The organism is Micromonospora sp. NPDC051296 (genome assembly GCF_040682255.1).
Taxonomy (GTDB): domain Bacteria; phylum Actinomycetota; class Actinomycetes; order Mycobacteriales; family Micromonosporaceae; genus Micromonospora; species Micromonospora craterilacus.
Genome location: NZ_JBFBAO010000182.1, coordinates 1 through 13564, shown reverse-complemented (window position 1 = coordinate 13564; position 13564 = coordinate 1). Strand labels below are relative to the sequence as shown.

At 72.4% G+C, this 13564-nt stretch carries 10 protein-coding genes; 5 read left to right on the top strand and 5 right to left on the bottom strand.

All coding sequences use genetic code 11. The annotated features are described in order from the left end of the window. A partial coding sequence (locus AB0M52_RS19545) for a phosphopantetheine-binding protein (RefSeq protein ID WP_363955386.1) occupies positions 1-624 on the top strand: 624 nt, incomplete at its 5' end. 54 nt (positions 625-678) lie between these two features. Here the strand turns inward: AB0M52_RS19545 and AB0M52_RS19540 are convergent. From AB0M52_RS19540 to AB0M52_RS19530, 3 genes are read right to left on the bottom strand one after another with little or no spacing between them, the layout of a single operon-like run. Beyond that, positions 679-1152 carry an SRPBCC family protein gene (locus tag AB0M52_RS19540; protein ID WP_363955384.1) on the bottom strand — a complete coding sequence of 158 codons (474 nt, stop codon included), beginning with the start codon at positions 1150-1152 and terminating at the stop codon, positions 679-681. A 26-nt stretch (positions 1153-1178) separates the two neighbouring features. Then, positions 1179-2204 carry an SDR family oxidoreductase gene (locus AB0M52_RS19535; RefSeq protein ID WP_363955381.1) on the bottom strand — a complete coding sequence of 342 codons (1026 nt, stop codon included), beginning with the start codon at positions 2202-2204 and terminating at the stop codon, positions 1179-1181. Next, complete coding sequence (locus AB0M52_RS19530; protein WP_363955379.1) at positions 2201-3439, bottom strand: aminotransferase class III-fold pyridoxal phosphate-dependent enzyme; 1239 nt, start codon at positions 3437-3439, stop codon at positions 2201-2203. The genes AB0M52_RS19535 and AB0M52_RS19530 overlap by 4 nt, the downstream gene beginning before the upstream one ends. On the opposite strand from AB0M52_RS19530, the gene AB0M52_RS19525 reads away from it, so the two are divergent. The 4 genes from AB0M52_RS19525 to AB0M52_RS19510 all read left to right on the top strand — a co-directional run bounded on the left by AB0M52_RS19525 (position 3404) and on the right by AB0M52_RS19510 (position 9310). After that, a complete protein-coding gene (locus AB0M52_RS19525) occupies positions 3404-4420 on the top strand; it encodes an enoyl-CoA hydratase-related protein (protein ID WP_363955376.1) in 1017 nt (338 codons plus the stop codon). The two genes, AB0M52_RS19530 and AB0M52_RS19525, sit on opposite strands and share 36 nt — an antisense overlap. 16 nt (positions 4421-4436) lie before the next feature. After that, on the top strand, positions 4437-4898 hold the full coding sequence (locus AB0M52_RS19520) for an SRPBCC family protein (RefSeq protein ID WP_363955373.1): 462 nt from the start codon (positions 4437-4439) through the stop codon (positions 4896-4898). Positions 4899-5438: 540 nt separating this feature from the next. Next, complete coding sequence (locus tag AB0M52_RS19515; protein ID WP_363955370.1) at positions 5439-6194, top strand: DUF3050 domain-containing protein; 756 nt, start codon at positions 5439-5441, stop codon at positions 6192-6194. A gap of 200 nt (positions 6195-6394) precedes the next feature. Continuing rightward, a complete protein-coding gene (locus tag AB0M52_RS19510; protein ID WP_363955367.1) occupies positions 6395-9310 on the top strand; it encodes a condensation domain-containing protein in 2916 nt (971 codons plus the stop codon). Between the two features lie 97 nt (positions 9311-9407). On the opposite strand, the gene AB0M52_RS19505 is transcribed toward AB0M52_RS19510, so the two are convergent. Together AB0M52_RS19505 and AB0M52_RS19500 are read right to left on the bottom strand one after the other, a co-directional pair. Further along, positions 9408-11657, bottom strand: coding sequence for a lantibiotic dehydratase (locus tag AB0M52_RS19505; protein WP_363955364.1), 2250 nt, complete (start codon positions 11655-11657; stop codon positions 9408-9410). Further along, a partial coding sequence (locus tag AB0M52_RS19500; RefSeq protein WP_363955361.1) for an acyltransferase domain-containing protein occupies positions 11641-13564 on the bottom strand: 1924 nt, incomplete at its 5' end. The genes AB0M52_RS19500 and AB0M52_RS19505, both read right to left, overlap by 17 nt.

The window sequence follows — 13564 nt, the reverse complement described above, 5'->3', positions numbered from 1 at the left end:
GGTATGCCTATCGCTCGGTTGTCGACAGACGACAGCGAACGGCTTGGGCGAGTGCTGCCGGCGGACCCCGCCGGCGCGGCCCCGCTCCCGGCGGAGCTGGGCGTGCCGGGCGGGATGGGGGTCGGCGGTGTCGCGGCAGCGCCGGGCGGGCTGGACCTGGCCCGAACGCTGCCCGGACTCGATCCGGCCGAACAGGATCGGGTGCTGCGCGAGCTGGTGCTCAGCGAGGTCGCGCTGGTGTTGGGGCACCAGTCGAGCGCCGACCTCGATGCGGCGCGGAGCCTGCCGGAGCTCGGCTTCGACTCGCTGACGGCGGTCGAGCTGCGCAACCGGCTGGCCGCCGTGACGGGGCTCACCCTGCCGGCGACCCTGGTCTTCGACCACCCTGGCGTGCACGAGCTGGTCGCCTATGTGCGCGGCGAACTGGTGCCGGAGCGGGCCGCGTCCGCGCTCGGGGTGCTCGAAGACCTGGGCCGGCTGGAGTCCGACCTGTCACACCTGGCGATGGACGGGGTCGCCCGCAAGCGGGTGGCTGACGCCCTCGGTCGGCTCATGTCCCTCGTGGACACCAGCGGCGACAAGATCGACGCGTCGAGGGACGACTTCTACGACCTGATCGACTGACCGCTGCCCGCACCGGCGTGGCCGGGCTGGACACCGTACGGGCCGGCTCGGAGCCTAGGCGGTTACGGGTGCCGCCTCGATCGCATCGATCTCGATGTCCGCGCCAAACAGCCCGCGCAGAATGTCCCCGATCGCGTCCCGCAGCGCCGCGCATGCCACCGGGTCGATCAGGCTGGCCAGCGAGGCGATGCCGAGATCGAACCGGCTGGCGAACTCCACCCGGACCGCGTCACCCTCCTCCACCACCAGCCAGGAGCCGGTGAAGACGGAGAAGTCGCCCTTGGTCTGCGCGAATTCGATCCGCCGCGCCACCGGGTCGATGTCGTCGCGCTCGGTCCAGACCAGGATGCCCTTGCGGAAGTTGACCTCCCACGCCGACTCGACCTGGGTCGGGGTGAGTTGGGTGACCGCGACCGTCCGCACGGCATCGGTGAACTCCGGGTACGCGCCGAAGTCGGCGAGCCGGTCGAACGTCCGTTGGGCGTCGGCGCCGGGTAGCAGCGCGTGCACGACGACGGAACACTCCATCGTGACTCCTCAGCTCGCGTAGATGATCATTTACTCAGGCCGCGGATCAGCTCGCGGATCGAGCATCGCCAGGCGTCCTCGACCTGGGCGGGCGTCAGGGCTGCCGGACCGCCGGGCAGCGCGCCGAAGGAGGTCGGCAGCAACTCCGGGATGATGACCAGCCCGCAGACCGCCACCACCGCGTCCAACCGGGCCAGGTCCTCCGCCGGCAGCACGTCCGCGAACGCGGGCCGGACCAGCCGGTCCACGATCGACGGATCGGCGACCCGGGCGGCCGGGACGTCGAGCCCGCACTCGCGGCCGGTCTCGGTGACCAGCTCGAGGTAGCGCTCGACCGGCACTCCGGCCGGACCGGCCGTCAACCAGAACTCGCCGGCACGCAGGTCCGCGTCGAGCACCGCGCGGATGCCCTTGGCGACCAGGTCCTGCGGGACCAGATCGAAGTAGGTGCCCGGGTGCGCCGGGATGAACGGCAGCCGACCGGTCAGCAGGTATTCGGCCAGCAGGTGCACGGCCTGGTTCTGCCGGATCACCCCGGTCGCCGAGTCGCCGATGACGATCGCCGGCCGAACGATCACATGGTCGAGGCCGCTGTCGCGGACCATCTCCTCGCCGAGGTACTTCGACGCCACGTATTCGTCGGTGCGTGCCGACGCCTTCTCGGTGCCCCGCCGATCGCCGCCGCCGGCCTTGCCGTGCCGCGCCACGTAGGCGGTGCTCACCTGCATCAGCAGGGCGTCCGCCTCGGCGGCGAACTCGATCACCCGGCCCAGGCCCTCGATGTTGAGCCGGTCGACCTCCGCCTGGTCGGCGGAGAAGTTCACGATCGCCGCCGAGTTGATCACGACGTCGACCTCGGCGCAGAGTTCCCGGTAAGCGCGCCGGTCCAGCCCGAGCGACGGGGCGTGCAGGTCGAGCCGGACCGCCCGGTCCGAGCCGGCCGGCAGCCGCCGGAACACCCCCGCGATCACGTCGTAGTCGGCCAGTTCCGGCAACACAGCGGTGCCGACCACGCCGCTGGCGCCGGTGACCAGCACCGTACGGCCGGTCATCCGGCGACGCCCGGGGCCGGGAAGCGCGCGGCGAGCGCGGCACAGGCGCGGTCGATGGAGGCGATCAGCCGCGCCTCGTCGGCGGCGGTCATCGTGGCCGGCGGGGTCAGCCGCAGCACCGGATGGGCGTTCATCGAATGGTTGACCACTACGTCGTTGTCGAGCAGGTCCATCAGGAACTCGGCGGCGTGCTGCCCGTTGCGGAACTCCACACCGATCAACAGCCCGGCGCCGCGCACCTCGGCAACCAGGTGCCCGATCGCCCGTACCGCGCTGGTCAGCGCCGTGAGCAGCCGGCCGCCCAGCCCTGCGGCCCGGTCGACCAGCCCCTCGTCGCGGATCACCTCGACGGTCGCCCTGACCGCCGCCATCGCCAACGGGTTGGCGGAGAACGTCGACGTGTGCAAGTAGGGGTCCTGGTCGAATGGGGCGAACACGTCGGCGGTCGCCAGCGTCGCCGCGACCGGCACCAGCCCGCCGCTGAGCGCCTTGCCGACCAGGAGCAGATCCGGCCGTACGCCGTCGCGGTCCGCGCCCCACCAGGTGCCGAGCCGACCCAGCCCGGTCATCACCTCGTCGAGGACCAGCAGGGCGCCACGGTCGCGGCAGAGCGCTGCGACCGCGCCGAGATAGCCCGGCTCGGGAATGATCACACCGCCCTCGCTCTGTACCGGCTCCACGACCACGCAGGTCTCACCGTCGACGACCTCGGCCAAGCCGGCCAGGTCGCCGAACCGGACGTGTCCGACCTCCGGCAACAGTGGACGGAACGGATCCTGGTATAGCGCGCGGGCGGTCAGCGACAGCGCCCCGGTCGTCTTGCCATGGTATCCACTGTGCATCGACACCAGCCGGTGTCGCCCGTTCGCCCGGGCGATCTTGATCGCGGTCTCCACCGCCTCGGCGCCCGAGTTGGAGAAGTGCACTTTGGTCAGCCCGGCTGGTGCCACCGAGGTCAGCGCCGCGGCGGCTCGGGCCGCCGGCTCGTTGAGCAGCACCCGGGTGGACAGTGCCTGCCGGTCCAGTTGGTCGCGCACGGCGGCGAGCACCCGGGGGTGACCAGCGCCGACGAAGAAGACTCCGTAGCCGCCGCAGTTCAACAGCTCACGGCCGTCTGCCGTGTGCACGACGGAGCCGGTGGCACCGACCTCCAACGGGGTGTTGAGCATCGCGGCCACGCGGCCCTGCCCCTCGCCCAGGTGTCGGCGGTAGAGCTCGAGGACATCGGGGGACACGGCGGAAGTCTGCCCGAACGATCTACGGCCGGCAAGGCGGCGGCGGTGGAAGAAGCGTGTTGCCCGGCCGCTCCCGACCAAGGATTGCCGCTCGCGCATGGCCGCTCTATCGTTTCCGGCGTGGATGCCTATGGCGAGATCACGTACACGGTCGCGGACCGGATCGCGACGATTTCGCTGAATCGCCCCGATACCCGTAACGGCTACACCGTCCAGATGGCCGACGAACTGGCGCATGCCTTCGACCGGGCGGATCACGACGACGAGGTTCGCGTGGTGGTCTTCACCGGCGCGGGCGAACACTTCTGTGCCGGCCTCGACCTGTCCATATCGGAGTTCGACACGCCGGCCGACGGCGACGCCGGGGAGTGGGACGAGCCCGCCGGCCGCTGTTCGATGCGCATCTACGCGATGAACAAGCCGGTCATCGCCGCCATCCGGGGTGCGGCCGTCGGCGCCGGTGCGACCATCATCCTGCCGGCCGACTACCGGCTCGCCGCCACCGACGCCCGATTCGGGTACGTCTTCAGCAGGCGCGGCATCTACGCGGAGGGCGCCTCCGCCTGGTTCCTGCCCCGGCTGGTCGGGATGGGGCGCGCCCTCGACTGGATGATCAGCGGGCGGGCCTTCGACGCTGCCGAGGCGCTCGACGCCGGTCTCGTCCACAGTGTCCATGAGCCGGAGCAGTTGCTGGACAAGGCATACCAGCTCGCCCGTGCCATCGTCGCCACGACCGCGCCGGTGTCCGTCGCGATCATCCGGCAGCTGCTCTACCGGATGAGCGCCCTGGACTCGCCGTACCCGGTGCAGCGCCTGGACTCCCGGCTCGCCGCCGACAGCCTGGACAGCGCGGATGCCCGGGAGGGATTCGACTCTTTCCGACAGCGTCGTGAGCCCGCGTTCCCGGGCCGGGTCAGCACCGATCTGCCCGGCTACCTTCCCTGGGGAAACGCGCCGAGGGCTCGCCGCGACAGCCAATGACGCCTACGGTGACGGGATGACCGAGGAACTCGCGGAGCGGGTCGCCGTCGCGACGCCGGCCGAGACCGCCTACGCCGCTGTCGCCGACCTGCGCCGGATGGCCCGGTGGAGCCCCGAGTGCTTCGCGATCTGGGTGACCGCCCGGGACGGCGGCCGCCCCAGCCGCTTCGTCGGTTGGAACCGGCGCGGCCCGTTCCTCTGGTTCACCACCGCACGGGTCGTCGTCGCGGAGCCCGGCCGCGAGTTCGCCTTCGACGTCTCCGCCTTCGGCCAGCCGGTCGCGCGGTGGGGCTACCGATTCGCGCCTGCTCGCGGAGGGTGCGAGGTGACCGAATACTGGCACGACCGGCGCAACCGGGCGGCCATGGTGCTCGGCAGGATCTTCACGGGCAAGGTGGCGTCGGCTCGGCCGGCGGCCAACCGTGACGGCATGCGGCAGACGCTGGCCCGACTCAAGGACGACCTCGAGCGCCACTGATCGGCGTCCCTTCTGACACCCCGCTCACGGAGTGAGCGCCCCGGAAACTCGGCAGGGCGCTCGGTCCCACGGCGATCAGACAAGGCGTGTAGTGGGCCACTAAACATTACCGGCAGATCAATGTCGTTACAGGACGGCCCTGGTTTCGTTGCCTCCATCTCCGCCCAGCCGGTAGCCTCGTACTTGGCGCAGCCTTGGTATCCAAGGGGAAGGGGCACCATCATGTGGCCAGCGGTTCCGTCCCGCGACGCGGGCAGGCTTTGACCGGCACGGTAGCCGCGGTGGCCTCGCGTCACACGCTACCGGGCTCGCTTCGATGGACCGAGGCGCCGACGCCGGGTGATGCCCGGGGCACTGGTGGAGTTCCCCGCGTTGGTCGAATTTCCGCAGCTGGCCCGACCCGATCCAGATCCGCCAGGCCGAGCTGCCCCGGACCGGCACCTTGAAGGTACGGCCCATCGCGCTGACCCACCGGATCCTCGGAGCGGGCGGGCGCGCCGCGTGAACTCGAACGGAACGATGAGATGACCGGGAGGAAAGTTGACCACTAACGCTGAGTTCGACGCGGTACGTGCCAAGCTCGTCGACCACCCCCTGTACGCGCAGATCACCACCGAGGACCGGCTGCGCATCTTCATGAAGCACCACGTATTCGCCGTGTGGGACTTCTTCACCCTGCTCAAGCGCCTGCAGACGGAGGTCACCACGGTCACGCTGCCGTGGCAGCCGCGAGGGCACGCCGAGCACGGTCGGTTCATCATGGAGATCGTCCTGGCCGAGGAGACCGACGAGGACATCGACGGCGGCTACATCAGCCACTTCGAGCTGTACCGGCGCGCGATGGCCGAGATCGGCGCGGACACCGGGCCGATCGACGCGTTCCTCGCCGGGCTGGACAGCGGAGTCGGTCACATGACAGCACTCAAGGACGAGCAGATTCCGTCGAGCGTCCGCGAGTTCGTCAGCCACACCCTCGATGTGGCCCTGAACGGCGCACCGCACGAGGTGGCGTCCTCGTTCTGCCACGGCCGCGAGAACCTGTTGCCGGACGTGTTCTCCGAGGTCCGCGCCAACGTGGACGACGTGCTCGCGAACGCACCGGTGTTCCGGCACTACCTGGATCGCCACATCGCCCTGGACCACGACGAGCACGGCCCGCTCGCGCTGCGCCTTCTCGCCGCCCTGTGCGACGGCGATCCGCAGCGCGAGGCCGAGGCCGACGCGGTGAGCGTCGAGGCGATCAAGGCACGCATCGGGCTGTGGGATGGCGTACTGGCGGAGTTCGACGCCGCTTGACCCTTAACCTCCAGGGGTCCTCTGGGGATCCCGACTGGTCAGGGAAACAGCCCTTGGTCGATGATCTTTTCTCTAGGGAAGAACATCAATAACCAAGGGCTGTTCTGGGTGGGGCGGCCGGTCGACTGAGATTCGGCCATGCCGATCATGTCGATCGATACGTATCCTTGACGCAGACTTTCGCGTTCGGGAGGACCGCCGTGGCCGACGGCCCGATCGATACCTATCCCCTCTCCCCCATGCAGCTGGGCATCGTCGCGGACAGCCCGCTCGCAGACGGGCCGAGCCTCGACGCCGTACAGCTGGAGTGCGTCCTGGAGTCCGATTTGGACGCCGACATCTTCGCGGCGGCATGGCAGCGGGCGGCGGACCGGCACGACGCCCTGCGGACCGCGTTCCGGATCGGCGGGGACGGCGAGGTGCGTCAGGACCTGTATCCGCCGATGCCGTTTCCGATCACGGTGGTGACCGGGGACTGGAAGCCGTTCCTGCGTACGGATCGGGCGCGCGGGTTCCGGGTGGATCGGCTGCCGCTGGTGCGCGGTGCCATCCGGCGGGAGGCGGGTGCGGTGCGGTTCCTGCTGACGTTCCACCACTCGGTGCTGGACGGGCGGTCGCTGCTGCTGCTCCTGCGGGAGGTCTTCGCCACGTACGACGCGTTGCGGGCCGGCACGGTCCCCGACCTGCCGCCGGCCTTGCCCTATCGCGCGTTCATCGACTGGCTGTCCACGCGGGACGGCGCGGCCGAGCGCGACTTCTGGCGCGCGACGCTGACCGATCTGCCAGGCCCGACGCTGATCGCCGGGGATCGGGGCGAGGCATCCGGCGTCCGGCACGCCGAGCACGACCTGCAACTGACGGAGGAGCTGTCCGAGGGGCTGCGGGAGGTGGCGCGCGAGTGCGGCTGCACGCTCAACACGGTGATGCAGGCGGCCTGGGCTGTGTTACTCGGCCGCTGTCACGGCCGGGAGGACGTCGTCTTCGGAGCGGTACGGTCGGTGCGGCGCGACACCGTGCCCGGATCGGACACGATGATCGGCCTCATGCTCAACACCCTGCCGGTGCGGGCCCGGGTCGGCGCCTCGTCGACCGTCCGGGAGCTGCTCGTCGCGCTGCGCGGCCAGGCGGTACGGGTCCGCGACCATCAGCACGCGTCCCTGATGGAGATCCAGCGGGATGCGGCCGCGGCCGGCGAGCGCCTGTTCGACACGCTCGTGGTCTACGAGAACTTCCTGCTCGACGCGGCCCTGCGGGCACAGGGGGGCGCCTGGACGGATCGGCGCTTCCGGCTGCTGCGCCAGCCGAACTACCCGCTGGTCCTGCAGGTCTTCGCGGAACGCGCGGTCCTGCTGAAGCTGCTGCACGACGAGTCCCGGTTCCCGGCCGGGGCGGTCGCCGGATACGCGGAGCACTTGCACGAGATTCTGACCGCGATTGCGGCCGACCCGGACCGGCCGCTCGCGGACGTCGCGGCGTTGCCGGCGGGGCAGGTGGCGCGCGCGGTGATCAGACCCGCCGCCGGGCGCGGGCATCCGGACGTGAGCACGGTCGTCGCGGAGCGTGCGACCGCCGCACCCAACGCGGTCGCGGTGGACGCGGGCACGCGCGAGGTCAGCTGGAGTGAGCTGGACCGCTGGGCGTGGCGGGTGGCCGGCGCGCTCGGCGCCGCTGGCTGCGTGACGGGAACCGTGGTGGCGCTGCATGCCGAGGCCACGCCGAGGACAGCCGCCGGGCTGCTCGGGATCCTGCGGACCGGTGCGGCCTGCCTGCTGCTCGACCCGGAGACGCCGCAGCAGCGACGAGTCGCGCTGGCCGATCGGGCTGGTGCCACGATGCTGCTGGCCGGCTCGGACGCCACCGGGGCGTGGCCGGCTCGCCTGGCCATGGTGGACGCCGATGACGCGCCGGACGTACCTGTGCTGCCGAGCGTGGTCAGGGCGAGCGCGGCAGCCGTGCTGCTGGACGCGGCGGGTGACGGTGCCCCGCCCGCGCCAGTCGTACTCCCCCGGTCCGCCCTCGCGGACCTCGCCGGGCGCGCCGCCGCGTTACCCGGGCTCACACCGGCCGATGTCGTGGCGTGGCGCTCGGCCGGACCGGCGGCCTGGCTGCTGGAGGTTTGCGCCGCGCTGCTCTCCGGCGCGGTCCTGCATGCAGGGACCGCGAGGATGCGGGCCACGGTGGCCTTCGCGGGCGGCGCGGACGTCGCGGAGCTGGGAGTCTGGGCCGCGGCACACGGTTCGCGGCTGCGCGCCGCCGTGGTCGCCGGACGTGACCAGGTCCGGCTCCCGTTTCCCGTGCACTGCCTCGCCGGCCCGGTCGAGGCGGGCTACCCGGTGAGCAGCACGACGTCTACGCACACCTCGGTGACCGCTGTCGGCAGCGCCGGGGCTTATACCGTCGACGATCTGGGACGGCTGATGCCCGCCGGGCACGCTGGACGGCTGTGCCTGACCGGCGCGGGACTGGCGATCGGCTACGCGGGAGATCCGGCGCGTACCGCCGACCGGTTCCGTCCGGATCCGTTCGCGGACCGGCGCGGCGCACGGGTGTTCCTCGGTGACGAGGTCGCCCGGGTCACGCCGGACGGTGACCTGGAGCTGGCGGCGTCACCGGCCGACGCCGTGAGGGCCGAGCCGAACGTGGCGGACGCGGCCGTCACCACGGTCGACGGTCGCCGAGTGGCGGTGGTCGTGCCGGCACCGGGTGCCACGATCGTGCCCGCGGTCCTGCTGCGCCGCACCCGCGCGACATCGACCGGCCGGCAGTCTCTTGGCGGCGTGGTGGTCGTGCCCCGGCTACCGCGCACCGGCGCCGGTGGCGTCGACCCGGACGCGCTGGCCGGACTGGCCGCAGCCGCGCCGCCGGTCGACGAGGACCCGGACGACCGAGGGGTACGGGGCCGGATCGCTGCGATCTGGACCGACGTGCTCGGCTGCGGGCCGGACGAGGAGCGCGAACTGGCGGCCGGCGACCGGGACTTCTTCGAGCTTGGCGGGCATTCACTGTTCGCCGTGTCGGCCGCACTACGGATCAGCGAGGCCTTCGGCGTGGAGGTCCCGGCCCGCTGGATCTTCGACGCCCCCACGGTGCCGGAGTTCGCCGCTCGGCTCACCTGACGTGGCGCCCACGGGTCAGCGCCACGCGGTCGGGCGTGTCCTCGCCTACGGCCGCGTGGATCGGGAACGGCGACACCATGGACACCGGTCCGGCAGGTCACGGGCGTGCGATGGCGACCAGGCGTAGCTCGCTCGTGTAGCGGCGGCCCTGCGCGTCCGGCAACCAGGCGTGCTCCGGGCCGGGGAGCATCTCACTGATCGTCACATCCTCGCCGTCGTCGGCGGCACGCCGCACGGCACGGCTGAGCAGGTCGATCAGCACCGGTGAGTCGAAGTCGGTGTAGAGCGGCTTGGCGTCGCGGGCGGTGCGGACGAAGACATACCGGGGAAGGCCCCGGTCCTCTCGCCAGCGTCGCGCGGCGCGGAACCGCTCGTGTTCACCGGCGATCCAGGCGAAGGCCGGGTCGCGCGGGGCGAAGCGCCACGTCTCGCGTTCGACGACGAGCCGGTCGACGGTCAGCCGGGGTGTGTGCGGGGCCGGCGCGGACACGCCGAACGCGCGATGGGCCCGGACCATGACCAGCTCGCCGAAGAAGACCATGCTCTCGAACGTGATCCGGCCGTCTCGGCTGGAAATCATCAATTCATCGCCGGTACGCGCGGCGACCAGCGAGCTCACCGGCACCGCCACCTCGGGCGCCACCCCGCAGCTGTCCAGGGCGTAGAGGATGCGCAGGTCGCGCGGGGCCACCAGGCCGCGCATCATGCGGGACGGCACCTCGCGGGAGAAGACCGCGACGATCTGGGGGTCCGGCAGATCGCGCTCGACCGCGTCGGCCAGCTCGTGCGGCGCGGGGTGCTGGCGGGCGAAGAACGCGGAGGTCAGCGTGTTGAAGCCGGCGTGCAGCTCGCCGAGGACGAACCGGTGCTCGCCGGCCCGGATCGCGGCGGCGCTCGGGCCGTCGATCATCACATCGGGGCAGCAGTATCGGGTGATGCCGGGCGTGGTGACGGTGGTGGCGAAGACACGGTCGACGGCGTCGCGGAGGCCGGCGGACGCGTAGTCGGGGCCGGGCGCGGTGGCGAGCACGGTGGCCCACCGCTGCCTGACCTCGGTGGCGAGGACGTCGAACGCGTCGCCGGCGTCCCGGAAGATCAGGTCCTGGGCGTACAACCAGAGGTTCTCGAACGGCACCTCGGGGCCGTGTCGGGCGGCGAGCCGGTCGTGCAGCGCGAGAAGCTCTCGACGGTAGAGCGCCAACGCACGCTCGGTGAACCAGCGGGCGGAGGTGAGCAGCAGTTCCAGCGGGGGTGCGAGGCCGGCCAGCAGCTCCGGACCGAGCTCGGCGTCGAGGTCGCGGCGACAGTCTTCGTAGACCAGGGTGCGACCGGCGTACAACCGGCCGTGGTTGCGGGTGGCGGCCTCGCCGGTGACCTCGGTGAACCACTCTTCCAGCGCGGTGAGCGCGGTGCCGAGCCGATCCGGGTCACCGGTGGCGGCGGCGACTGCCCGGTGCCGCTCGGCCAGCCCTTCTACAATGGATTCGGCGTGCTGCCGCGACGGCCCGGCCGGCAGGGGACGCAGCAGGTCCCGTAGCGCGCGGATCGGGTTGGGGTCGTCGGCGGCGATCTGCGGGCCCCAGACGATCCGGCGGGCGGCGGCCAGCCGGTGCAGCACCTGGACGACCTCCCCGGGCGTGCCGAAGTCGTGGCCGGCGAGCGCGGAGGCGATCGCGTGCGCCGGGGCCACGCCATCGCAGCGGGCGAGGACCGCGGCCTCGTCCGGCGGGAGCGTCAGCGGTGGGGCGAGCGGTCGGTGCAGCTGATCGCCGTCCAGGCGCAGGAACGGCGGGATCCGCGGCGCCAGCCACGGCCGCAGCTCCTCGTCCGCGGCGATCACGGCCGCGATCTCGTCCGCGCACCAGCCCTCGAGGTACGTCGTCCGGTCAGCGACCAGGCCCGCTCCCGGGCGTACCGTGATGGCCGGCCCGTCATCGCGGATCGTGGCCCAGCCGACCGGTCCGAAGAAGCCGATCGTGTCGTTCTTTGCGCAGTAGCGTTGCAGGTAGCGGGCGACCAGCGCCTCCTTCTGCCGGTATTTCGAGGAGCGGCGCCCCGGCGAGGCCAGCATCACGTCCACCCCGGTCCGGAGCGCGTGCCGGTTCTGCCAGGTGATCGCCTCCCGCAGTGCCGGCTCGGTTGCGAGCGCGCGCAGGTCCGCCGCGAGCTCCGCGCCGGCCCGCGCGAACTCCTCCTCGCCGATGTCCGCGAGCCCGGGGCGGCTCAGCCGGGCGAGCCAGTCGACCGGCATGCCCGCGCCGCGCAGCGCCACCCACCGCCAGATCGCCCACCGCTCGCCGAACGGCACGAGGTGCCGGGCGGCGGCGCGCTCAGCCGCGGCCGTCATCGTCGCCCAGGACCGCGCGGACCTCCTGCGGCGACAGCCGCCTGATCTCCTCGAGCAAGTCGCCGTCCTCCTCGGTCAGCTGCCGCCAGACCAGCTCGGCCAGGGTGTCGACGGTCGGCGCGTCGAAGAGGTCCCCAGCGGTCAGGCGTACCGCGAACTCGTCGTTGACGACCGCGGCGACCCGGGTGGCCAGGAACGACGTGCCGCCGAGCTCGAAGAAGTCGTCGTGGTCGCCGACCCCGGCGATGCCCAGCAGCTCCGCGAAGAGCCGCCGCAGCCGGACCGTCACGTCGTCGGCGGATTCGGCCGGAAGGTCCGCGACATCGGAACCGGCCGGGCGCGGCGGCGCAGCGTGAACGCCGGGCGCGATCCAGTGCCGGTTCGACGCGAACGGGTACCCGGGCAGCGGCACCCGGCCGGCACTGGGACCGAGGAAGGTCGTCCAGTCGATGGTGCCGCCGGCCAGCCAGAGCCGGCCGAGCGCGGTGACCAGGGCTTTCTCCTCGCCATCTGGATCGTCACCGGGGACCGTGCGGCCGAGCGTGGGCAGCGCGGTGCGGCCGGCGACGAAGCCGGTCAGCGCCATACCCGGCCCCACCTCGAGAAGGATGCCGTCCGGCAGTGTGCGAAGCCCCGGCCGGAATCGCACCGGATCGGCGGCCTGCCCGGCCCAGTAACCTGGGTCGGCGGCCTCCGCCGAGGTGATCCACCGCCCGGTCCGGCACGACACGAACGGGATTTCCGGTGGGCGCGCTGGCACCCCGGCCACCGCCTCGGCCAGCTCGGCCAGTGCGGGCGCGACCATCGGCGTGTGGAACGCGTGCGAGACCGCGAGCCGCCGGGTCGGGACCGCGTCGCGAGCCAGCCGTTGCGCGAACGCATCGACCGGGCCGGGCTCGCCCGCCACGACGCAACTGCCCGGCGCGTTGTCCGCCGCCAGCCAGACGCCGCCGGGCAGCGTCGGCAGCTCGTCCGCGGTGACGGCGACGGCGAGCATCGCCCCGGGCCGCAGGCCCGCCATCAGCCGCCCGCGTGTCACCACCAGCGCCACCGCGTCGGGCAGCGAGAACGTGCCAGCCAGCGCGGCAGCCACGTACTCGCCGACGCTGTGCCCGAGCATCGCGGCCGGCCTGACCCCCCACGATCCGAGCAGGCGCGCCAGCGCGTACTCCACCGCGAACAGCGCGGGTTGCGCGATCTTGGTGTCCGTCAGGCGCGCTGCGGCCTCCGGCGCGTCATCGAACAGATGATCCAGCAACGGTACGCCGTGCGCGCGGGCCAGCCCGGCGACCTCGTCCAGCGCGGCCCGGAAGACCGGTTCCGTCTGGTACAGCCCGTGTCCCATCCGCGGACGCTGCGCACCCTGCCCGGGGAACAGGAACATCACGGGTACGTCGCCGGCCGGCTCGTGCGCCTGCCGCCCGCCGCTCCGGAGCGCTTCGGCGGCGCCGGCCGCGTCCTCGGCCACCACCACAGCGCGGTACGCCTCCCGCGGCCGCCCGGCGTGCAACGTGAACGCCACGTCGGCCAGGTCGTCGCCGGGCGTCAACCGGTCGGCCAGGCCGGCGCGCATCCGGTCCAGCGCCTCCTCCGACCGGGCGGACACCGCGATCGCGTGCCATCGGTGCCGCCGCCCCGGCCGGGCCGCGGGCTCGGGTGCCTGCCGCAGGATCGCGTGCGCGTTCGTCCCGCCCATGCCGATCGAGCTGACCGCTGCGACCCGCGGCCCGTCACCCGGCCACGGCCGCGGGATCCTGGGTAGGTAGAACGGGCTGTCCGCGAGGGACAGCTCCGGGTTGATCCCGCCGAGGTACGGGCTCGGTGGCAGCACGCCGGCGCGGAGCGCGAGCACCGTCTTGATCAGACCGGTCACACCGGCCGCCGCGTCCAGGTGACCGATCAGCGCC

What these genes read in the sequence shown, in the direction of transcription:
- AB0M52_RS19535 (WP_363955381.1), bottom strand. Translation starts at nt 2,204, where the DNA reads ATGACCGGCCGTACGGTGCTGGTCACCGGCGCCAGCGGCGTGGTCGGC.
- AB0M52_RS19540 (WP_363955384.1), bottom strand. Translation starts at nt 1,152, where the DNA reads ATGGAGTGTTCCGTCGTCGTGCACGCGCTGCTACCCGGCGCCGACGCC.
- AB0M52_RS19520 (WP_363955373.1), top strand. Translation starts at nt 4,437, where the DNA reads ATGACCGAGGAACTCGCGGAGCGGGTCGCCGTCGCGACGCCGGCCGAG.
- AB0M52_RS19505 (WP_363955364.1), bottom strand. Translation starts at nt 11,657, where the DNA reads ATGACGGCCGCGGCTGAGCGCGCCGCCGCCCGGCACCTCGTGCCGTTC.